14 protein-coding genes are annotated in these 21,836 nt (G+C 61.1%); 7 read left to right on the top strand and 7 right to left on the bottom strand.

Annotation, left to right across the window (positions count from 1 at the left end; all coding sequences use genetic code 11):
• Window positions 1-39: 39 nt before the first annotated feature.
• Both CKW07_RS07820 and CKW07_RS07825 read right to left on the bottom strand, forming a co-directional pair.
• Window positions 40-1,446 carry an FAD-binding oxidoreductase gene (locus tag CKW07_RS07820; RefSeq protein WP_095144362.1) on the bottom strand — a complete coding sequence of 469 codons (1,407 nt, stop codon included), beginning with the start codon at window positions 1,444-1,446 and terminating at the stop codon, window positions 40-42.
• A 51-nt stretch (window positions 1,447-1,497) separates the two neighbouring features.
• Window positions 1,498-2,313, bottom strand: coding sequence for an AraC family transcriptional regulator (locus CKW07_RS07825; protein WP_095144480.1), 816 nt, complete (start codon window positions 2,311-2,313; stop codon window positions 1,498-1,500).
• A 276-nt stretch (window positions 2,314-2,589) separates the two neighbouring features.
• Between CKW07_RS07825 and CKW07_RS07830 the strand changes: the two genes are divergently transcribed.
• Window positions 2,590-2,865 (top strand): DUF1652 domain-containing protein, encoded by a 276-nt coding sequence (locus CKW07_RS07830; protein WP_095144363.1) that lies wholly within the window; start codon window positions 2,590-2,592, stop codon window positions 2,863-2,865.
• A 256-nt stretch (window positions 2,866-3,121) separates the two neighbouring features.
• On the opposite strand, the gene CKW07_RS07835 is transcribed toward CKW07_RS07830, so the two are convergent.
• The gene (locus CKW07_RS07835; RefSeq protein WP_095144364.1) at window positions 3,122-5,611 is read right to left on the bottom strand and encodes a UvrD-helicase domain-containing protein; all 2,490 of its coding nucleotides are present in this window, start codon (window positions 5,609-5,611) and stop codon (window positions 3,122-3,124) included.
• Window positions 5,612-5,864: 253 nt separating this feature from the next.
• On the opposite strand from CKW07_RS07835, the gene CKW07_RS07840 reads away from it, so the two are divergent.
• Window positions 5,865-6,560 (top strand): pirin family protein, encoded by a 696-nt coding sequence (locus CKW07_RS07840; protein ID WP_095144365.1) that lies wholly within the window; start codon window positions 5,865-5,867, stop codon window positions 6,558-6,560.
• A 75-nt stretch (window positions 6,561-6,635) separates the two neighbouring features.
• Here CKW07_RS07840 and pgm read toward each other — a convergent pair whose 3' ends face one another.
• From pgm to CKW07_RS07855, 3 genes are all read right to left on the bottom strand, one after another.
• Window positions 6,636-8,279, bottom strand: coding sequence for a phosphoglucomutase (alpha-D-glucose-1,6-bisphosphate-dependent) (gene pgm, locus CKW07_RS07845; protein ID WP_095144366.1), 1,644 nt, complete (start codon window positions 8,277-8,279; stop codon window positions 6,636-6,638).
• 289 nt (window positions 8,280-8,568) lie between these two features.
• On the bottom strand, window positions 8,569-10,008 hold the full coding sequence (locus tag CKW07_RS07850) for a hypothetical protein (RefSeq protein ID WP_095144367.1): 1,440 nt from the start codon (window positions 10,006-10,008) through the stop codon (window positions 8,569-8,571).
• Between the two features lie 596 nt (window positions 10,009-10,604).
• Window positions 10,605-11,627: a zinc-dependent alcohol dehydrogenase family protein gene (locus CKW07_RS07855; RefSeq protein ID WP_095144368.1), complete on the bottom strand. Its 1,023-nt coding sequence runs from the start codon at window positions 11,625-11,627 to the stop codon at window positions 10,605-10,607.
• Window positions 11,628-11,894: 267 nt separating this feature from the next.
• Between CKW07_RS07855 and CKW07_RS07860 the strand changes: the two genes are divergently transcribed.
• The gene (locus CKW07_RS07860) at window positions 11,895-12,809 is read left to right on the top strand and encodes a LysR family transcriptional regulator (protein WP_095144369.1); all 915 of its coding nucleotides are present in this window, start codon (window positions 11,895-11,897) and stop codon (window positions 12,807-12,809) included.
• Between the two features lie 300 nt (window positions 12,810-13,109).
• On the opposite strand, the gene CKW07_RS07865 is transcribed toward CKW07_RS07860, so the two are convergent.
• The gene (locus CKW07_RS07865) at window positions 13,110-14,366 is read right to left on the bottom strand and encodes an amino acid permease (protein WP_095144370.1); all 1,257 of its coding nucleotides are present in this window, start codon (window positions 14,364-14,366) and stop codon (window positions 13,110-13,112) included.
• Between the two features lie 400 nt (window positions 14,367-14,766).
• Here CKW07_RS07865 and mexE point away from each other — a divergent pair, with 400 nt between their 5' ends.
• The 4 genes from mexE to CKW07_RS07885 all read left to right on the top strand — a co-directional run bounded on the left by mexE (window position 14,767) and on the right by CKW07_RS07885 (window position 21,765).
• A complete protein-coding gene (mexE, locus tag CKW07_RS07870) occupies window positions 14,767-16,020 on the top strand; it encodes a multidrug efflux RND transporter periplasmic adaptor subunit MexE (RefSeq protein WP_095144371.1) in 1,254 nt (417 codons plus the stop codon).
• A 15-nt stretch (window positions 16,021-16,035) separates the two neighbouring features.
• On the top strand, window positions 16,036-19,215 hold the full coding sequence (locus tag CKW07_RS07875) for an efflux RND transporter permease subunit (RefSeq protein WP_095144372.1): 3,180 nt from the start codon (window positions 16,036-16,038) through the stop codon (window positions 19,213-19,215).
• Window positions 19,212-20,633, top strand: coding sequence for an efflux transporter outer membrane subunit (locus CKW07_RS07880; protein ID WP_095144373.1), 1,422 nt, complete (start codon window positions 19,212-19,214; stop codon window positions 20,631-20,633). Before CKW07_RS07875 ends, CKW07_RS07880 begins: the two co-directional genes overlap by 4 nt.
• Before the next feature lie 232 nt (window positions 20,634-20,865).
• Entirely contained in the window at window positions 20,866-21,765 is a 900-nt protein-coding gene (locus CKW07_RS07885; protein WP_095144374.1) for a bestrophin family protein, read from the top strand.
• The last annotated feature ends 71 nt before the right edge of the window (window positions 21,766-21,836 follow it).

Genomic DNA, 21,836 nt, shown 5'->3' on the forward strand with positions numbered 1-21,836 from the left:
AATACTCATGCCGATACCTGTCGATGAGGGAAAGATAAATTACTGCATGAAACCCTCCATGAAGCCCGCTATCCGGCAGGCCAGCCTGCGCCGCCAGGGCGCGCTGTTCAAGTCGGCCAGGGTATGGTCTTCGTGGATGAAACTGCGAATGATCGCGTTGTAGCCCAGCCAGCGCAGCGGTTCGGGCTCCCAGGCCTTGAGCGCATCCAGCCCGCCCTGGGGGATGACCCAGGGTTGGTGAACCCGCTCGGTGTCGTGCCCGAGGATCAGGTCCGCCAGCGTCCGGCCGCCGAGGTTGCTGGCACCGACGCCTTCGCCGCCGTAACCGCCCGACAACGCGATCCCGCTGCGTTGATCGCAGAGCATGTGGGGTTTGAACCGTCGGGACATGCCCAGGTTGCCGCCCCAGGAATGAGTGATCCTGACGTCCTTGAGCTGGGGGAACAGTTCGCCGAACAGGTAACGCCGCAGTTGGACTTCACCCTCACTCAGGTCGAAGTCGTGCCGCAGCTTGCCGGCAAACCGATAACCGCCACGGGCACCAAACACCAGGCGGTTGTCGGCGCTGCGCTGGCCGTAGGTCACCTGGCGGCTGCTTTCGCTGAACGCCTGCCCATGGTCCAGGCCGATTTCGTCCCAGGTCGCGGCCGACAACGGCTCAGTGGCAACCAGCAGGCTCTGCACCGGCAGCTGATAACGCCCCAACGGTGCCAGTGTCGCGGCATAGCCTTCCACGGCCGGCACGATCCAGCGGCTGCGCACTGTCGCGTTGGCGGTCTTCAGGCTGCCGGGCTGCCAGTCATTGACCGGGCTGTTCTCGTAGATCTGCACCCCCATGCGTTCCACCGTCCGCGCCAGGCCACGCACCAGTCTGGCTGGCTGAATCGTCGCGCAGTGCGGCGCATGGATAGCACCGTAGGGTCTGGCCACGCGGATGTGCCGGGCCAGTTCCGCGGGGTTCAACCAACGGTAGTCGTCCGGGGTCAGGCCTTGCCGGTACAAGCTGTCCAGGTAGCCCCGCAGGCTAACCTCCTGCTCGGGGTAGCGCGCGGCACAATAAAGCACACCACCTTTGCGAAAATCGCAGTCGATGCCTTCCCGTTCGGTGACGATCCGCACCTCGTCAGGAATGCCGTGCAGCAAGTCATAGGAGGCGCGGCGCTGCTCCGGCGACAACCCGGCGAGCAGGCGGTCCTCACCCAACAGATTGCCCATCACCCAACCGCCGTTGCGTCCGGAGGCGCCGAACCCGGCCGTTTGCGCTTCAATGATGGCGACGTTCAACTCCGGCGCCTGGCGCTTGAGGTAGTACGCGGTCCAGAGACCGGTGTAGCCGGCGCCTATGATCGCCACATCGACGTCCAGATCCCGCTCAAGGGAAGGCCGGGCCAGCAACGGCTCTTCCAGTTGGTCCATCCACAAACTGATCGTGCGCCACGCCGGCATGCAAGACTCCGCCACTCAAGGTTTAGATGGCGGTGATCCTAATGCCTGGGCTCAGTGGCTGTCTTGCGCGCGTGCACGCAAAGAACTTTCCCGGACATAGGCCTTGGGCGACATCCCGGTGTGCTGGCGAAAACAGGTGTAAAACGCCGACAGGGAATTGAAGCCGGCGGCAAAGGCCAGTTCATCGATACGCAGGGGGACGGGGGCGGTTTCCAGGGCAGCCAGCAAGTGCCGCAGCCGCGCCTGATTGACGTAGCGGTAGAAGCTCTGCCCCAGCACCTGATTGAGCAAGTAGGAAATCTGGTTGCGGCTGTAGCCACACGCCTTCGCCACCCCTTCCAGGTCCAGCCCAGGCTCAAGATAGGGTTGCTGATGTTCGAAATACTGCTGCAGGTCCTGCGCCATGAAGCTCAACTGGCGGGGTGAAAGCCCCAGTCGACTGACCGCCGGGCGCCCACTGCCGGCCGGTTTGCTCAGGGGTTGTTCGTGCACCAGCGATGCGTATTCGTTGACTCGCCAGATCAGTCCATCGCGCACCGTGATCGCCTCGCTGGAACGGAACGACACCAACCCCTCACCGCCGCGCAAGGTCATGCGGTATTGAATGAACGCCGTGTCACCGTCCAGGCGAATCCGGTCCGAATGCTCCAGCGCTTCCAGGGGATCACGGGGCATGCTGTCGCGCACGTACTCACGCAGCTCACTGAGCCCCAGGACGCGGTTCTGGAAAAAGTCGTGGTACTGGATGTCCGGGTGGTACAGCGCCATGACGCCGTCCAGGTCCCGATGCTTCCAGCACAGGTGGTAACGCAGCACCGTCTCGCCGGTGGCCTGGGTTTGCAACGGGCCATCATCGTGGGCAGGCATAAGGTGCTCGGCAACAGAAAAACCGAGCTTGCCGAACTTGCGCCAAGGCTTCAATGGTCAATTCTAGGGCCTGTCACCGACGAACCTTGCCACCGGCATGACAGAACGTGATCGAGCACAGGCTGAATCCCGGTCAATCGACAGCCGGCAGGTAAATTTCACGGTCCATCGTAAAGTCAGTGCTACCGTTAAAACTCCACAGGGTTGGGCCAATGACGGCTCATCCTCCCCTGACAGAAGCCGAAGGAAGCGCTTGATGACGAAGGCGGGTCACCCATGCACAGGACTGAGTTCAGCAAGGTCACGTTCCCCAACGCCTGCCAGTTGATGCGCTGGCATTTTCACCCTATTGGATTCGAAGCCACCATGGACGCACCGGACAGCATGATCCTCCGGTTGTTTGACCGTGCCAGTGGCAGGACCATGGTCTCCATCGCCGGCATCCCCTGCGCCACCCTGATGAATGCCACCGATGTGGAGCGAATAATCGAAGCGGTGGAGGATGAACTTGAAGCCTTCATCCCACCGCTCACGTTCAAGCACAACGCGTGAACGATTGGCGAGCGCACCTCGCCTTGTGGGTGGGCTCCTGCAGGCTTGCCATCGCACACAAAATACGCTGAAAACACGTCATGCCAGCGGCGGACACCTCCGTGGCGAGCGAGCTTGCTCGCGCGGGGCTGTGCAACAGCCCCCAAACCAGCCACCGAAGTCTTTCTGAACGAGCGCTATCGCCTCACCAGGGCCGCTGCCCTGGAGCGCCAGCCCGGCCCAGCGCGAGCCAGCTCCCTCGCCACACAAGCAGCGCTCACGCTGGAACGGTTTTACTGCCTACATTGCTCGCACGCTGGTCGGCGAAGAAAGGCTTGCCGGAGGCGATCCTGTCGGACGCTCTGGGCAGGTTCACCGAGCTGCCTTCCTGAGGATCGACGTACCAATGGCAATGCTTCGCGGCACGGGTAATGCCAACATAGGCCAGGCGCAGGATCTCGTCTTTCTGCGCCGAGTCATAGGGCTCGGCATCACCGTCCTTGCCCAGCCCGGCCAGTCGATAGACCTGGTTCTTATAAGGAGAACAGGTCAAATGCTGGCAATCACCTAACAGGAAGACCGCATCCGCTTGCAGCCCCTTGGCGCTGTGGAACGTCAGTTGCTTGAGGCGCCTGGCCTCGAAAGGCAAGCTAGAATCAGCATTAACTACAGATGAAATATGCTGTTCAATCAACAGCTTATCGCTACTTTTTCGATATAACATCAAGATTGAATCGCCATTGCGATAGTGCTCCGCCAAGCGCTTGGCCAGCGCCCCGTCGTCACGATCGTGGATGTTGACCGGCAACAGTTCTGCCGATTCACCGCAGGCCTTGGCTTTCTTGCCCGGGATCGCCGGTGCCGCCCGCACGATATGCTCGGCGGCGTCGATGATGTGCTGATGGCTGCGGTAGTTGTCGCTGAGCATCACCCGCGTGGTACCGGGGGACGGGAACTCCTTGTTGAACTCCATGAAGTATTTGGGCGAACTGCCACGCCAGCCATAGATCGATTGCCAGTCATCGCCCACACACAGCAATGAGGAACGCTGGGCACCACGCCCCACGTGCATGGCCGGTCCACGGCGACGGATCTCCCCCAGCGTGGCGCGAATCCAGGAGACAATCTGCGGGGAAACGTCCTGGAACTCGTCAATCATCAAGTGCGACATCGGTCGTAGCAGCTCGTCGCTGAGCAGCTTGAGGTTCTCCGGCGAGTGCTCGCTGAACAAGGCAAACATGCGGTTGTAGGTCATCACCGGTGGCGACTGATCCAGCAGGTGATCTTCAAAGGTGCGCCAGAACAGGCTCAGCGCCTCGAAGAAATAACGGTCCGGGTCATCCTTGGCGAAACTCATCTGGCCCACGGCCGCCGGAACGTCCAGCCCGAGGTTCTCGATAAAGCTCGCGGCGGCGACAAAACAATCCAGCAGCGGCGCACCCGCCAGTTCACCCTTGACCTTGTAGTCAAACCCGGGACCGGCGCTGGCATCGCCGGCGAGGGTGGCCAGAACACGCTTTGAGGATTCATAGCTATCAAGCCAAATCAATGGCTTACGACAGAAAGCTCGAAATAGGGTTCGCTTGACCGCCCACTCCGCGCGCACGCTCAGCTTGGCGTTTGGCCGGCTGAGCTGAGGATTTTCCCGGGGATCGAAGCCCAGCACCACCCAGGCATCCAGGCTCGGGATGTAGCCATGGCAATGGAACATCGAGCCGTTGATCTCGAACGTCTGGCGGCTGGGCTCGATGCCCTTGATCGGCCAGGCGCCAGCACGAAACCACAAGTCCTCAAGGGTATCGCACAGTTCTTCATCGCGCTTGGCGGCCAGTTCGGTCACCGCCATGCGCTTTTGCACCTCGGGGTGGTCACGCTCCAGTTCCTTGAGCTGCAAGGCGTGGCGCGACAGCGGCGTGATCAGTTCGCGAAACCGCTCGTTGTCGGTGAACAAGCGATGGAAACAGGCGTTGAGTTGCTGGCGCTGCGTGTCGTTGATCCGCAGGTCGAAAGGGTTGCTGTCGACCTCCGCCTCATTGAACAGCGAGCGCTCGTTGAGGTTTTCGAAGGCTTGCAGGCGCTCGAACCCCGGCAGGCTGCGGATCATCGGCAAGATGCGTGAGTGGAAGGTGCGCACCAGGTCCCGGGCATCCTTTTGCGACAGTGCGCGACCCCAGGTGGCGAACAGCGCGATCAGCTTGTTGATGAAGTCCTTGCGTGACTCGCGGGTGAACGTCACCACGGTCAACGAATCCAGCTCGAACCCCAGGTAGTGGGTCAGCAACAGAATGCGCAACGCCAGGGTGGTCGACTTCCCGGCGCCCGCCCCGGCAACCACCGAGGTCGACGGCGTGTCGCTGAAGATCATCTTCCACTGCGCCGCGCTGGGTTGCGCGTGCGCCGGCAACAGCCGCGCGACGTCGGCCTTCATGCGCTTTTTGATCTCGGCACTCAGGGGCAACCGCCAATCGTCGAACAGGTGGTCATCCACGCGCGGCGCCGGGTGCTCGGTGCAGCGACTGTCGCGGATCAACAAGACCTGGCGGCCCTCTTCGATCCCGTCCGCCTTGCCTTCCTTGTAGCCGTAGTCCACACCCGCCGTGTGCCCACTGCGAAACCCGTCAGCCTGGCCGTGCAACCAGGACGCCCGGTGCTGTGCGCGCAAACGCGTCAGGCCATGGCCAAAAAAGCGCGCAGCCAGACGTTTGAGCCACGGCATTTCGGCCAGGGGCAAAAGCTCGGGAGGAAGATCGGGGATGTTTCGTGGCACGCTGACTCCAGGGTGTGAGGCTGTTGGTGCTATGGTGTCTTCATTTGCCGACGAGTTCTAGTCAAATGCTTATCCTTCATTGGCTTAAGCGATGAACTGAAGGCTGGTCCGTAGAATTCATTCGCCCTCATATATCTAATAAATAGATTCTTTTCAGGCATTTTTTACGCTTTTTATCGATCCGTTGCTGATGGATGATGCGCACCATCAACCACCGGTTCTCGTTGTATGACGAACCTTTCAGGAGACGATCATGCTTGAACTCAGACCCTTTGCCTCCCTGGGCGGCGCCCATCACGGCTGGCTGGATGCCCACCACCACTTTTCGTTTGCCGAGTACCATGACCCCAAGCGCATGAACTGGGGCAACCTGCGGGTCTGGAACGACGATGTGATTGCCCCCGGCACCGGCTTCCCCAAACACCCGCACCGCGACATGGAAATCATCACCTACGTTCGCGAAGGCGCCATCAGCCACGAAGACAACCTGGGCAACAAGGGCCGCACCGAAGCCGGTGATGTCCAGGTGATGAGCGCCGGCACCGGAATCGCCCACAGCGAGTACAACCTGGAGTCGACGGCCACCCGGATCTTCCAGATCTGGATCATCCCCAACCAGACCGGCACAGCGCCGTCCTGGGGCGCCAAACCGTTCCCCAAGGGACAGCGCGAAGGGTTCGTGACCCTGGCCAGCGGCAAGGACGGTGACAACCAGAGCCTGCGCATCCGCGCCGATGCCCGGTTGGTGGCGGCGAACCTGAAAGCCGGGGAAAGCGCCGAATACCGGCTGGACAACGGTCGGCGCGCCTACCTGGTGCCCGCCACCGGGGTGATTGAAGTCAATGGCGTGCGAGCACAGGCGCGAGACGGCGTAGCGATTGCCGACGAGCAGGTGCTGCGCGTAACCGCCTTTGAAGACAGTGAGATCGTGCTGGTGGACCTGGCTTGATGCACTGACCCAACGAAAAAAGGGGTGACCACAGTGGTCACCCCTTTTTTATGTTGCCGCAGGCGAGCGTCGCGCTTACTGGCTGATTGCACCGTCCACCAGGGTTTGCGCCTCTTGCACCAGCTGCTTGAGGTGATCGTCGCCGATGAAGCTCTCGGCGTAGATCTTGTAGATGTCTTCGGTGCCCGAAGGACGGGCAGCAAACCAGCCGTTCTCGGTCATGACTTTCAGGCCGCCAATGGCCTGGTCATTGCCCGGCGCCTTGCTCAGGATGCGCTGGATCGGTTCACCGGCCAGTTGGGTCGACGTGACCTGTTCTGGCGACAATTTGCCCAGCAATGCCTTTTGCTCCGGATTGGCCTTGGCGTCTACGCGCACCGAGAAGGGTTCACCCAGCTCATCGGTCAGCGCACGGTACGCCTGGCTTGGGTCGCGCCCGGTACGGGCGGTCATTTCCGCGGCCAGCAGGGCTGGAATCAGCCCATCCTTGTCGGTGCACCAGACGCTGCCATCCTTGCGCAGGAACGAAGCGCCAGCGCTCTCTTCACCGCCAAAGCCCAACGAACCGTCGAACAGGCCATCAGCGAACCATTTGAAACCCACCGGCACTTCGTACAGGCGACGGTTCAGGCGCTTGGCCACCCGATCGATCAGACCGCTGCTGACCACGGTTTTACCCACGGCCGCATCGGCGCGCCATTGCGGCCGGTTCTGGAACAGGTAGTCGATGGACACCGCGAGGTAGTTGTTCGGTGCCAGCAAACCACCGGACGGGGTGACGATGCCGTGACGGTCGTGGTCCGGGTCGCAGGCAAAGGCAACGTCGAAGCGCTCCTTGAGACCGATCAGGCCTTGCATGGCATGGCTGGAGGACGGGTCCATGCGGATCTGGCCGTCCCAGTCCACCGACATGAAACGGAATGTCGGATCGACCTGAGTGTTCACCACATCGAGGTTCAAGCGGTAGTGTTCGGCGATGGCCGACCAGTAGCGCACCCCTGCTCCGCCCAGCGGATCCACGCCCAGACGCAGATTGGCCCCGCGAATGGCGTCGAAGTCGATCACATTGACCAGATCGGCGACGTAGGTGTTGAGGTAATCATGACGGTGAGTGGTGTCGGCCTTCAGCGCCTGTTCGTAGCTGATGCGCTTGACCCCGGCCAGCTTGTTGGCCAGCAACTCGTTGGCCTTGGCCTCGATCCACTTGGTGATGTGGGTATCGGCCGGGCCGCCGTTGGTGGGGTTGTACTTGTAACCGCCACTTTGCGGTGGGTTATGGGACGGCGTGATGACAATGCCATCTGCCAGCCCCGACGTGCGGCCGCGGTTGTAGCACAGGATGGCGTGGGAAACGGCTGGGGTCGGCGTGTACTCATCGCCTTCGGCGATCATCACCGTCACCCCGTTGGCAGCCAGTACTTCCAGGGCGCTGGCACCGGCCGGCGTCGACAGCGCATGGGTATCGATGCCGACAAACAACGGGCCGTCGATGCCCTGGGCTTCGCGATACAGGCAAATGGCCTGGCTGATGGCCAGGACGTGCCATTCATTGAAACTCAGCTCGAACGAGCTGCCACGGTGCCCCGATGTACCGAACGCAACGCGCTGGGTAGCCACCGAGGCATCGGGCTGGCCGGTGTAATAGGCCGTAACCAGTCGCGGGATATCGACCAACAAGGCTGCTGGTGCCGGTTTGCCCGCAAAAGGACTGAGTGTCATGCAAAACCTCTGAAAGAGTGGGGTTCGGGAATAGGAGCGCAGTTTACTGGCAGTTTGACCACAGAGCGATGGGATCGATCCTGAACCCGGCAGGATATTTTGCAGCACGCTCAATCCGTGCGTTCCAGCCGCAACGCATCCGCCAGCATTGCCATTGCCGTCTCCAGGCCAAGCTGGCCGCTGAACCCATGGCTCAGTCGCGCCCACAAGGTAGTCCCAACTGCCGGGTCGACCCACTACCAGGCCCCTTTAACGTCTCGCTGCCAGATCGCACGGTGTATCAGCCTCTTCAGAGCGGGGCTGCCCTCCGACGAGCGTATTTTGCCTGGCCGACGAGTTCACTCCCGGAGTCCGGCACCGACTGCATGCCGTAGAGCGTGCGCATCAAATGGACCGGCAAGCCGCTGACATCCACCATCCATTGCATGACCTGCTCGGCGACCGCGTTACCCTGCAGCGCTTTATGCACTTCAGGCATTGCCACCAGCATGCCGGGATGGCAGCGGCGCAAAAAACGCTCGAGCCCCGCCCCCTCATCGACAAAGGGTGTGAAGAGCAAGCACAACTGCTGCGCTTCACTGAGCCCCAGGGTCTGCTGCGCCTCGATGTTGGACTGGACACGTCGTGCGGCGAGAGTCTGCGGATTGCCGTACAGGTCCAGCGCCTGGTTACAGAGTCGTTCAGGCACCTGCCTTTTACGCATCATCAGCAGTACCCGCTGGATGTATAGGGCAACCCCCTGCTCGTAGGTCTGGCCCTTGAGGTAACTGGCTTGCAAGCCGCGAAAGTGCGCCGAGAGCAACGGGCTGGCGAATGGGTTTTCGCGTAACGGGGCATCCACTGCATCAGGCTGCAGCCCAAGGAACTCGGTGAGCAGGGGCCAGCGCTCCTCCATATTTCCGGTCACCAGATCCAGGACATCAATGTAGCTGGCAGCACGCCGTGCATCAAAACGCTCCTGCGGCCGCCACTCGGCCCGTTCATGGCCCGCGTAGAGCACGCGGTAAAAATCGGGTCGCAGTTTCTGGAGTGTCGAAAACAGCCCGTCAAAACTCTGTTCGGGCTCAAGGGGCACGCGCAACCCTACCCTGACTGCGCCTCGCTTGAATCCTGCGAGAAACTGCTTTTGCTGACGTACCGTTTCACCGCCGATCAAGGCATCGACGCCGCCGTCCCAACGAGCTATCTGTCCATAGAACTCACCCATGGCCAGATAACCGTCATCACAGGCCTCGAACACACCGCCGACCCCGCGAAGGTGGCCGAGCATCAGCATGTTCGTCCGATTCAACTCACGCCCAGCGTCCGAGATCGGTATTAAATGGCAGAACGGCAGCACCTCGCGGTTATCGACCATCAGTACTTCAACCCTGGGGTCGTCGTAGACAAACAGGGCGCTATAGCTGCGATGAAGCACCTCCATGATCGCCGGAGTGGTTGTGCCAACCCGTAACGTCGCAACCCGTATCTGGAAGGTCGACGGCGCCTTGCTCGCAATGCTCAGTTGCGCTGCCCGCAAAAACGCCAGGGTGTAGCAACTGTCCTGTGCACCGGAGTGGCTCATGAGCACTTTGTATTGACCGATTCGTTCCATACCCCCGGCAGCTACTACAAGACGCTGGATTAAAAGCTGCAAGGCCGTACGTTCCGCTCTGGAAAAGAAACTCAGCAATCTATGCAACACTTGCTGGTAGACGTAGTTCATCGCTTGATCATGAATAGTGCTCATCGTATTTACCTGATACTCCATAAATCGGCAGTGCATGAACAACCATCAACCCGTGTGGCCAACGGCCGGAGATGGTTTTTGATGCTGTCGCAAGTTTCTATCGTTGAATGATATCACTTTGATTGCAACTACTCTTTAGCCCGATTACCCGGCAATAAATCCCATCAATCCAGAAACCAGCTAAAGCCCTGTAAACAAAGGCCCCTGATAGAAAACAAGTAGAGCCTAGGAAGTTTCCGACAACTTCCCACAAACACTGAGCACAGCAAATAAAGAATTAACAACAGAGAGAGGCCATGACAACTAACCAACCCGTCATTTATTTCAGATTTTTCAATGTGCGGCGCAGAAAAGCCATGCCCGAAACACTCGACACCTGAACCAGCGCCCACTAAAACACACCCCCCAGCCATGGCTCTTTCCTTGAGATGAAATTAATCATTCAATTATCAGGAGTTAGTGAGTGATTAGAAGATACAGGTCAGAAGTAAAAACCAGCTCAGTTGTTGAACCAGAGGGTCACACGCCAGGGCAATGAACGCATCGAACACCCGGCAAAAAACAAAGAGCCCGCTATTGCGGGCTCTCGTAGAGGGTCATGCCGGGTCGACTTGCAGCGCCACCCGTTCGCGGCACGGACATTCGTCCATGTAACGGTGCGCCTCGACAAACTCGGCGAAGGGGAAGACCCGAGTCTTGAGCGGCGAGAGCACACCCTCGGCCGTCAGTTGGTTGATATCGCGCAAGGCCCTTTGCAACGCGGCCTGGTCCTGGGCGATGCCCAGTTCCGGCTTGCCGGTGAAATTGCCGATGCAGTGCACGAAGAACTGAATGTTCTTCTGGAACGCCGCACAGGCCGGAAACGGTGTCTGGTTGCCGCCTTGCAGGCCATACAACACCAGGCTGCCACGAGGCGCCAGGACATCGCCGAGCAACGACATCTGCGGGCCGCCAAGGCCATCGAACACCACATCCACACCGCGGTTGCCGGTGAGTTTGTTGATCTGCATGAGCAGGTCCTGCTCTTCGGTGACAATCACCTTCTCGGCACCGAGGGACAGCAGGTATTCACGCTCCTGCGCGGTCTTGGTCGCGGCAATCACCCGCACACCCAAGGCCTTGCCCAGTTGCACGAAGGCGGGACCTGCACAGTGGCTGGCATCGGTGACCAGGGCGAACTGACCGGGCTTGACCCGGGCCAGGTCGGCGTAGGCGAAATAAGCGATCAGCAGCGGCGTGTAGTGCACGGCCGCATCAACCGGGCTGAGCACATCGGGGTAACGGGTCAACGCCGTACGAGGCAACACGATCTGCTCGCCGTACACCGGGTAATCATTGGCGCTTTGCGCCGGGAAGCTGGCTACCTTGTCGCCGACGGCCAGATCATCCACGCCCTCACCCAACGCCGTCACCACGCCGGCCATCTCACTGCCCAGGCCGGACGGCAGCCGTGCGTGCGACGATGCCAGGTTCTGACGCCAGAGTGTGTCATACCAACTGATGCCAATCGCCTCGACGCGCACCTGCACTTCGCCCGGCGCAGGCAGAGCTACCGCATGCTCTTCGCACTTGAGCACTTCGGCCGGACCAAACTTGTGAAAACGGATCGTGCGGGACATCGCAAACCTCGTCAAAGTAACCTCTAATACCATGAACTCTATCCGGGCTTTCTGGCCAAGACCATCAGTGGCTATTAATAGTCGACATGCCTGTCATTGATTCCGCAGCCCCGGCAATCCGTCAATAGACATAGAAAACCGAACCAGCATTGTGGGAAAAATGAATTACTCGGTGCAGAGTAACAGCCTTTCCCCGTAAGATTCATGCCGGCCATTGTTCTCAAATGGCCGCACTCGTCAAGTTTGCTGACTCTGCCAGGACTCCAGATGAATCGTAATGACCTGCGTCGTGTCGACCTGAACCTGTTGATCGTGTTTGAAACACTGATGCACGAACGCAGCGTGACCCGCGCTGCGGAGAAGCTGTTTCTCGGCCAGCCAGCCATCAGCGCGGCGTTGTCTCGCCTGCGCGGCCTGTTCGATGACCCGCTGTTTGTCCGCACCGGCCGCAGCATGGAACCCTCTGCCCGCGCGGTAGAAATCTTCGCCCTGCTCTCGCCGGCCCTGGACTCGATTTCCACCGCGGTCAGCCGAGCGGCCGATTTCGACCCGGCCACCAGCAACGCAGTGTTCCGCATCGGCCTGTCGGATGACGTGGAGTTCGCCCTGCTGCCCATGCTGCTCAAGCGTCTGCGCGCCGAAGCCCCCGGGATCGTCCTGGTGGTGCGTCGGGTCAATTACATATTGATGCCGAGCTTGCTGGCCTCGGGTGAAATTTCCATCGGTGTCAGCTACACCACCGACCTGCCCGCCAATGCCAAGCGCAAAGTGCTGCGTCGCAGCCTGCCCAAACTGCTGCGCGCCGACACCATGCCCGGGGCCTTGAGCCTGGACGACTTCTGCGCCCGCCCCCACGCCCTGGTCTCGTTTGCCGGCGACCTCAGTGGTTTTATCGATGAAGAACTGGAAAAGCTCGGGCGCAAGCGCCACGTGGTGCTCGCCGTGCCGCAGTTCAATGGCTTGAGTACGTTGCTGGCGGGCACCGACATTGTCGCCACCGTGCCGGACTACACCGCCGAAGCCCTGACCGCCGCTGGCGGCGTGCGCGCCGAGGACCCGCCACTGCCGACCCGCAGCTTCGAATTGCACATGGCCTGGCGCGGCTCACAGGACAATGATCCGGGTGAGCGCTGGTTGCGGTCGCGCATACAGATGTTTTTTGGGGACCCTGAGAGTCTTTGAAGGGCCGGGATACCGCGCCCGTCGCCGGGTCGATCAGCACCTTGGCCGGTGGCAGGAAATTGCTCGTGGGCTGCCCGTACTGAGTGAATCTCTGAGGCAGGACCTGCACCTGCGCGGCCAGGGTCTGCTCATCCGGCACCAGGCGAATCTCGAACACATACTCGACCTTGTAGGTCGCCTCCTGCGCCCGAGCTGCCAATGATTGAGACGTGGCCCAGGCAGCAAAAGCCTCGGCCACAGCCCAGACCACTGTATCCAGTGCGGCGACGGCTTTTCTCTGGCAAAGCTAGCCGCAGCCACTCACCAACTGGCAGGCAACCAGCCCAGCGCGCCGCAGATGGCATAGGCCATGCTCATCAGATAAAGCACCACCACGGTGACCTGGATCAGCGGATGGGCAATCCAGCCACATTGCCAGGCCGGGACGATATCGCCGCTCTTGCGTGCCGAACGTAGCATCAGGATCGGCATGATCGACAGGATCACCCCGCTGAAGACCCCGGCGAAGTACAAGGCGCTGACGAAACCGACCATACCGCTGTACGCCAGGATAAAAGGCGGGACGCAGACGATGGCCAGTACCAGCAAGCGCGTCTTCGGGTTGCTCTCTGAACCCAGGCTCTGGAACTTGTCAAAGATATTGGTCAGGAAGCTGCCACCCAAACCCCAGTAAGACGTCATCATCGCGCACAGGGCAAAGGTGTTGGCGGTGTAGAACGCCCACTGCCCCAGTGCCTGGCCCCAGGCCAGGGTAGCGACTTCGCTCTGGTTCTCCAGGCCGGTCAAGGCAATCACCGACATCGGCACCATCGCCAGCAAAACAAAGGTGATCACCATCCCGGTAATCACCGCCAGCGGCAGACGCTTGGGGGCATGGCTGAAGCCACGGGCCATTTCCGGAACCACGTACTGGGCCGAGAAACAGAACACGGCAATGTTGAACACTGGGATCATGTAGACCCAATCACCTTCCAGCAAGTTGGCGAACTGGGTGTTTTCGTTCACCAGCGTCGCGATCACCAGCACCAGGGTCATGCTGAGCATGCCGATGCTGATGAACTTCTCGCCCTTGCCGATGGCCTTGAGGCCGAGGTACAGCACCAACGCTGCAGGCAGGAAAAACAGCAGGCTGCCCAGCGCCGGGCTGATGCCGAAGAACTCACTGAGTACCTTGCCGCTGCCACTCATGTAGGCAACCAGCGCACCGATGCTGTTGACCGCCACCGAGAGAAAAATCGCCCAGGCGCCGAAAGAACCGACATAACGCTGCGCCAGGCCACTCAATTGATGGTGACGGCGGGTACGCAAAGCGGTTTCCGAGACATACAGCATGGAAATCGTGGTGAAAATACCGGCGACCGCGAGCCAGAACAGCAGCGGCATGTATCCGGCTTTGCGGCTGGCGTAAGCCATCGACAACACACCGGCACCAATGTTGGTGCCGACAATCATTGCCACCGCCTCGACGAAGGTCAGGCGTTTGACTTCCAGTCCGGATGACTCGGCATTGGGCGCCTCGCATGGCTCGCCGGCAACGGCGTAAGGGGTCTTGCTCATGAACAATTCTCGCTATTTATAGTTATTGCAGAATCCATGCAGCGCTCATTATCAAAGCACTGCACGCAGTGGAACCTTGAACAGCGGGCAAAATATCACACGCAGTGTTCAAAATAATACTCACACGATATTAATAATTTGTCGTAGAAGTGCGATCTAGAGCGGTGCACGCCTTGGAGAGGGGAAACGGCAAGCGGCGCTCACGGTGGTGATGGCGAGCAATCCCTGGCGGATAACTCTATTAACAAGATTGATAGCTGCCTAACAAAAACCCCAGACTAGAGGGCTCCCCTGCCGCTTATATCATTCCGAATGATAGTTACCTTTGCCTCATTCGATTCGTGAGATACCCCCTCGCGAAGCATCATCCGCCCATCTCAATACATTGGCGGATGCATCCATGGAACAGTCACTCAAACATTTGCGCTTGCCCTTGGCCGCCTTGGCCTTGCTGGTGATGAGCGCCTGCGGCAAGACGCCGGACTTGGCCGCCGCCATGCCTGCTGCCAAGGTCAGCGTGGCCAAGGTGCTGGAACAACCGGTCAACGAGTGGGACGAGTTCACCGGCCGCCTCGAAGCACCGGAAACCGTCGAGATCCGCCCACGGGTCTCGGGCCAGATCGATGAAGTGGCCTTCACCGAAGGCGCGCTGGTGAAACAGGGCGACCTGCTGTTCCAGATCGACCCGCGTCCGTTCCAGGCCGAGGTCCGCCGCCTCGAAGCGCTGGTCGCCCAAGGCCGTGCCAATGCGACCCGCAGCGAAAACGAAGCCCGCCGTGGTGAACGCCTGCGCACCAGCAACGCGATTTCGGCAGAACTGGCCGACTCGCGCACCAGCGCCGCCCAGGAAGCACGGGCAGCGGTTGGTGCAATCCAGGCGCAACTGGACCTGGCCAAACTGAACCTGAGTTTCACCCGGGTAACCGCGCCGATCAGTGGCCGCGTCAGCCGCGCCGAGATCACCGCCGGCAACCTGGTGACCGCCGATGTCACTCCGCTCACCAGCGTGGTCTCCACCGACAAGGTCTACGCCTACTTCGACGCCGATGAGCGCGTGTACCTCAAGTACACCCAGCTCGCCCGCCAGGGCCAACGCGGTCAAACCACCCCGGTTTACCTGGGCCTGTCCAATGAAGACGGTAACCCGCACCTGGGCCAGATGAACTTCATCGACAACCAGGTCAACCCCAAGACCGGCACCATCCGTGGTCGCGCGGTGTTCGATAACAGCAAGGGCGAATACACCCCCGGCCTTTATGCCCGCCTGAAGCTGGTGGGCAGTGGCACCTATTCGGCGGTGTTGATCACGGACGAAGCGGTGGGCACGGACCTGGGCAAGAAGTTCGTGCTGGTGATGGACGCCGACAACACATCGGCCTACCGCGCCGTTGAACTGGGGCCGAAGATCGAAGGCTTGCGCATTGTGCGCAGCGGCCTGAACAAGGACGACACGATCATCGTCAAGGGCCTGCAACGGGTGCGCCCGGGGTCGCCGGTGACCCCAGAAGTGGTCCAGATGGCCAGCCAGGAAACCCTCGCGGCCCTTGCACAACAACGCCAGGCGCTTGAAGCCAGCAACCTGCCCCAAGTCGCGCCCGCCAAGGTTGCGCCGGGCACGGCTGTGAAGCTCGCCGCTGCGACTCCACGCGGTTAAGGGATACAGACTCCGATGAATTTTTCCCAGTTCTTCATTTCACGGCCGATCTTCGCCGCGGTACTGTCGCTGCTGATCCTGATTGCCGGCAGCATCTCGCTGTTCCAGCTGCCCATCAGCGAATACCCGGAAGTGGTGCCACCGACAGTGGTGGTGCGTGCCAACTTCCCGGGCGCCAACCCCAAAGTCATCGGTGAAACCGTGGCCGCTCCTCTGGAGCAAGCCATCACCGGCGTCGAGAACATGCTGTACATGTCCTCGCAGTCCACCGCCGACGGCAAGATCACCCTGACCATCACCTTTGCCCTGGGCACCGACCTGGACAACGCACAGGTGCAGGTGCAGAACCGCGTCACACGCACCGAGCCCAAGCTGCCCGAAGAAGTGACCCGGATCGGCATCACCGTGGACAAGGCCTCGCCCGACCTGACCATGGTGGTGCACTTGACCTCGCCGGACAAACGCTACGACATGCTCTACCTGTCCAACTACGCCCTGCTCAACATCAAGGATGAGCTGGCGCGCCTGGGCGGTGTCGGTGATGTGCAACTGTTCGGCATGGGCGACTACTCGCTGCGGGTGTGGCTTGACCCGAACAAGACCGCTTCGCGCAACCTGACCGCCACCGATGTGGTCAATGCCATTCGCGAGCAGAACCGCCAGGTGGCCGCCGGTGCATTGGGTGCGCCTCCGGCACCGAGTGCCACCGCGTTCCAGCTCTCGGTCAACACCCAGGGTCGCCTGGTGTCCGAGGAAGAGTTCGAAAACATCATCATTCGCTCAGGCGACAACGGTGAAATCACTCGCCTGAAGGACATTGCCCGCGTCGAACTGGGCTCCAGCCAGTACGCCTTGCGCTCCCTGCTGAACAACCAGCCGGCGGTAGCGATCCCGATCTTCCAGCGCCCGGGCTCCAACGCCATCGAGATCTCCAACGAAGTGCGCGGCAAGATGGCCGAGCTGAAGAAGAACTTCCCCGAAGGCATGGACTTCAGCATCGTCTATGACCCGACGATCTTCGTGCGCGGCTCCATCGAGGCGGTGGTGCACACCCTGTTCGAAGCGCTGATCCTGGTGGTGCTGGTGGTGATCCTGTTCCTGCAGACCTGGCGCGCCTCGATCATCCCGCTGGTGGCGGTGCCGGTATCGCTGATCGGTACCTTCGCCGTGATGCACATGTTCGGTTTCTCGCTCAACGCGTTGTCACTGTTCGGCCTGGTGCTGGCCATCGGCATCGTGGTGGACGACGCCATCGTGGTGGTGGAGAACGTCGAGCGCAACATCGGCCTGGGGCTGACCCCGGTGGAAGCGACCAAGCGTGCCATGCGTGAAGTGACCGGCCCCATCATCGCCACGGCGCTGGTGCTGTGTGCGGTATTCATCCCGGCGGCGTTCATCTCCGGGTTGACCGGTCAGTTCTACAAACAGTTTGCCTTGACCATTGCCATCTCGACCGTGATCTCGGCCTTCAACTCGCTGACCCTGTCGCCAGCGTTGGCGGCGGTGCTGCTCAAGAGCCATGACGCGCCGAAAGACCGTTTCTCCAAGGTCCTCGACACGCTCTTTGGCGGCTGGTTGTTCCGTCCGTTCAACCGCTTCTTCGACCGCGCCAGCCATGGCTATGTCGGCACCGTGACCCGTGTGATCCGCAGCAGCGGTATCGCCCTGCTGCTGTACGCCGGCCTGATGGTGCTGACGTTCTTCGGCTTCTCCAACACGCCGACCGGTTTCGTACCGGCCCAGGACAAGCAATACCTGGTGGCGTTCGCCCAACTGCCGGACGCCGCGAGCCTGGACCGTACCGAAGAGGTGATCAAGCGCATGTCCGACATGGCGCTCAAGCAACCGGGCGTGGAAAGCGCGGTGGCCTTCCCCGGCCTGTCGATCAACGGCTTCACCAACAGCCCCAACGCCGGCATCGTGTTCGTCACCCTCAAGCCCTTTGACGAGCGCAAGGACCCGAGCGAATCCGCCGGGGCCATTGCCGGGGCCTTGAACGGCCAGTACGCCGATATTCAGGAAGCCTACATGGCGATCTTCCCACCGCCGCCGGTACAGGGCCTGGGCACCATTGGCGGGTTCCGCCTGCAGATCGAGGACCGGGGCAACCTGGGCTATGACGAGCTGTACAAGGAAACCATGAACATCATCAACAAGAGCCACAACGTGCCGGAACTGGCGGGCCTGTTCACCAGCTACACGGTGAACGTGCCCCAGGTCGATGCCGCCATCGACCGCGAAAAGGCCAAGACCCACGGCGTGGCCGTCAGCGACATCTTCGACACCCTGCAGATCTACCTGGGGTCGCTGTATGCCAACGACTTCAACCGCTTCGGTCGCACCTATCAGGTCAACGTCCAGGCCGAGCAGCAGTTCCGCCTCGAGCCGGACCAGATCGGCCAGCTGAAAGTACGCAACAACAAGGGCGAGATGATCCCGCTGGCAACCTTCATCAAGGTCAGCGACACCTCAGGCCCTGACCGCGTGATGCACTACAACGGCTTTATCACCGCCGAAATCAACGGTGCCGCCGCCCCTGGCTACAGCTCGGGCCAGGCGGAGAAAGCCATTGAGAAACTGCTCAAGGAAGAACTGCCCAACGGCATGACCTACGAATGGACCGACCTGACCTACCAGCAGATTCTGTCCGGCAACACCGCACTGTTCGTGTTCCCGCTCTGCGTGCTGCTGGCGTTCCTGGTACTGGCGGCCCAGTACGAGAGCTGGAGCCTGCCGCTGGCGGTGATCCTGATCGTGCCGATGACCCTGCTGTCGGCCATCACCGGGGTGATTGTGTCCGGTGGCGACAACAACATCTTCACCCAGATCGGCTTGATCGTATTGGTGGGCCTGGCGTGCAAGAACGCGATCCTGATCGTCGAGTTCGCCAAGGACAAGCAAGAGGAAGGCATGGACGCCCTCAGCGCGGTGCTGGAAGCCTGCCGCCTGCGTCTGCGGCCGATCCTGATGACCTCGTTCGCCTTCATCATGGGGGTGGTGCCCCTGGTGTTCTCCAGCGGCGCCGGTGCCGAAATGCGTCACGCCATGGGTGTGGCGGTGTTCTCCGGGATGCTCGGGGTGACCTTCTTCGGACTGCTGCTGACGCCGGTGTTCTACGTATTGATCCGCCGTTATGTGGAGCGCAGCGACGCCCGCAAAGCGGCCCGTGCCCTGAAACTGGAGGCGCAACAATGAGCTTGAAAGCCTTCCTGCCGAGCCTGCTGGTGCTGGCCCTGAGTGCTTGCGCCGTCGGTCCGGACTACAAGACCCCCGAGACGGCAGCGGCCAACATCACGTCCGCGACCGTGGGGGCCAACGGGGAGAAGAACTTCGACCGCGCCCGCTTCGAAGGGATCTGGTGGCAGCAGTTCGAAGACCCGATCCTCAATCAGTTGGTGAACACCTCGCTGCAGGGCAACCGTGAGTTGCGGGTGGCCTTTGATCGCCTGCGGGCTGCCCGGGCATTCCGTGATGATGTCAGCAATGACGCCATGCCGGTGGTCACCAGCCGGGTCAGCAGTGACTTGGCCAAGGGCCAGATTCCCGGCCAGACCACCGACCGGGTCAGCAGCGAACGTTATGACCTGGGCCTGGACATGGCCTGGGAGATCGATCTGTTCGGGCGTATCCAGCGCAACCTGGAAGCGGCCGATGCCGACACCCAGGTGGCCGCGGCCGACCTGTACCAGTTGCAAGTCACGATGATTGCCGAACTGGTGGACGCCTACGGTCAACTGCGTGGCGCGCAATTGCGGGAGAAGATTGCCCTGGCCAACCTGCAGAACCAGCAGGAGTCGCGCAATATCACCATCAGCCTGCGCGATGCCGGTGTCGGTGATCAGCTCGACGTGGTTCGCGCCGACGCACGCCTGGCGTCGGTCGAAGCCAGCGTGCCGCAGTTGCAGGAAGTGCAGATCCGTCAGCGCAACCGCATCGCTACCCTGCTGGGTGAGCGTCCGGACAAGCTCAGCGTCGACTTGAGCCCCGCCAGCTTGCCGGCGATCGCCAAGGCCCTGCCGATCGGTGATCCGGGCGAATTGCTGCAACGCCGTCCCGACATCCTCAGCGCCGAGCGCAAACTGGCCGCTGCCACGGCCCGGATCGGCGTGGCCAAGGCCGACCTGTTCCCACGGGTCAGCCTCAGCGGCTTCCTCGGCTTCACGGCAGGACGCGGTTCGCAGATTGGCTCATCCGCCGCCAACGCTTGGGCGCTGGGCCCCAGCATCACCTGGGCCGCCTTTGACCTGGGCAGCGTACGTGCCCGCTTGCGGGCCGCCGATGCCAACGCCGACGGCGCCCTGGCCACCTACGAACAGCAAGTGTTACTGGCCCTGGAAGAATCGGAAAACGCCTTCTCCGACTACGGCAAACGCCAACAACGCCTGATCTCGCTGATTCGCCAAAGCGAATCGAGTCGCGCCGCCGCCGACCTGGCGGAGATTCGCTACCGCGAAGGCACCGCGGACTTCCTGGTGCTGCTCGACGCCCAACGCGAACGCCTGGCGGCCGAAGACTCGCAGGCCCAGGCCGAAGTCGACCTCTACCGCGGCATCGTCGCCATCTACAAAGCGTTGGGTGGCGGTTGGCAACCCGAAACCGTCGCCAGCAACTAAGCTTACAAGTGCTCCTTTGGTTGGCCGCAACCAACCAATTTTTTGCCCCGCGCCTCATTCGGTCGCGGGGTTTTTTTTGCTTTTTCACGGGGCTAAACGGCAATGCTGATCACAGCAAGCTTCATCATAGATGCCATCGATCACCCCGTCAGCCATAGCAATTGGACAGGCCATGCGCACGCCACTAGCCTTTATCCGCTACACAAGCATCTGACTCACCGAAGCCCCCACCATGATTGTCCGCCCCAAGCCCAACCTGATCGGCCTGCTGTTTTCCCTCAAGGGTTCGATTGCCAAGCGCATTGCCCTGCGCTGCCTGCTGGTGACGCTGCTGGCGTCGGTCATTGTGCTGGTGGAAACCTGGCACCCGGCCTACTTCTCCAGGGTCAATGTCACGCCTTTCACCCTGCTGGGTTTGTCGCTGTCGATTTTCATGAGTTTTCGCAACAACGCCTGTTACGACCGTTGGTGGGAAGGTCGCAAGCAGCTGGGGCAGATGATCGTCGAACTGCGCTCGCTGATTCGGCAAACCCAAATGCTCAAGGATGCAGGCCAGCGCGAGCCGCTGCTCAGAGAGCTCTGCGGCTTTGCCCATGGCCTGGTCGCCCGCCTGCGACTGGAAGATGAAGCGGCCGCCATCCAGCCCTGGACGGCCCCCCCCCCGGACCACCGGCACCCGAACCTCACCGACCGCCTGCTGCAACGCATCAGTGCGCGCTGCTTGCAGCTCGCCGAGGATGGACGAATCAGCGAATGGCGCTACACCCAACTGGAAAACCGGCTGCTCAGCCTGAGCCAGGTCCAGGCCGCCTGCGAACGGATCAAATTCACACCACTACCCTTCCCGTACACCCTGTTACTGCATCGCACCATTTACCTGTTCTGCATCTTGCTGCCGTTCGCCATGGCCGGGCCGCTGGGCTGGCTGACGCCAGTGATCACCGCCATCGTCAGCTACACCTTTCTCGGTCTCGACGAAATCGGTGACGACCTGGAGGACCCGTTCGGCTTCGATGAAAACGATCTGCCTTGCAATGCCATCCTGCGCACTCTTGAGCGCGAAGTGCTGGCCGCCCTTGGCCATGACGACCTTCCACCGGCACTGGTACCCGTCGATTACGTTTTGAACTAGCCCCGGGTTTGACTCGCGGCGCCAGCTGACCGAAGCTTGCAACCTTGCACACGTTGTCAGCGCCCGGATTA

Origin of the sequence: Pseudomonas sp. Irchel s3b6 (assembly GCF_900187415.1) — a bacterium.
Lineage (GTDB): Bacteria > Pseudomonadota > Gammaproteobacteria > Pseudomonadales > Pseudomonadaceae > Aquipseudomonas.

Excerpts from the sequence above, each read along its gene's own strand:
- pgm (WP_095144366.1), bottom strand. The coding sequence starts at position 8,279 with ATGACACTCAGTCCTTTTGCGGGCAAACCGGCACCAGCAGCCTTGTTG.
- CKW07_RS07875 (WP_095144372.1), top strand. The coding sequence starts at position 16,036 with ATGAATTTTTCCCAGTTCTTCATTTCACGGCCGATCTTCGCCGCGGTA.
- CKW07_RS07885 (WP_095144374.1), top strand. The coding sequence starts at position 20,866 with ATGATTGTCCGCCCCAAGCCCAACCTGATCGGCCTGCTGTTTTCCCTC.
- CKW07_RS07860 (WP_095144369.1), top strand. The coding sequence starts at position 11,895 with ATGAATCGTAATGACCTGCGTCGTGTCGACCTGAACCTGTTGATCGTG.
- CKW07_RS07820 (WP_095144362.1), bottom strand. The coding sequence starts at position 1,446 with ATGCCGGCGTGGCGCACGATCAGTTTGTGGATGGACCAACTGGAAGAG.
- CKW07_RS07880 (WP_095144373.1), top strand. The coding sequence starts at position 19,212 with ATGAGCTTGAAAGCCTTCCTGCCGAGCCTGCTGGTGCTGGCCCTGAGT.
- CKW07_RS07865 (WP_095144370.1), bottom strand. The coding sequence starts at position 14,366 with ATGAGCAAGACCCCTTACGCCGTTGCCGGCGAGCCATGCGAGGCGCCC.
- CKW07_RS07830 (WP_095144363.1), top strand. The coding sequence starts at position 2,590 with ATGCACAGGACTGAGTTCAGCAAGGTCACGTTCCCCAACGCCTGCCAG.
- CKW07_RS07840 (WP_095144365.1), top strand. The coding sequence starts at position 5,865 with ATGCTTGAACTCAGACCCTTTGCCTCCCTGGGCGGCGCCCATCACGGC.
- CKW07_RS07855 (WP_095144368.1), bottom strand. The coding sequence starts at position 11,627 with ATGTCCCGCACGATCCGTTTTCACAAGTTTGGTCCGGCCGAAGTGCTC.
- CKW07_RS07825 (WP_095144480.1), bottom strand. The coding sequence starts at position 2,313 with ATGCCTGCCCACGATGATGGCCCGTTGCAAACCCAGGCCACCGGCGAG.
- mexE (WP_095144371.1), top strand. The coding sequence starts at position 14,767 with ATGGAACAGTCACTCAAACATTTGCGCTTGCCCTTGGCCGCCTTGGCC.
- CKW07_RS07850 (WP_095144367.1), bottom strand. The coding sequence starts at position 10,008 with ATGAGCACTATTCATGATCAAGCGATGAACTACGTCTACCAGCAAGTG.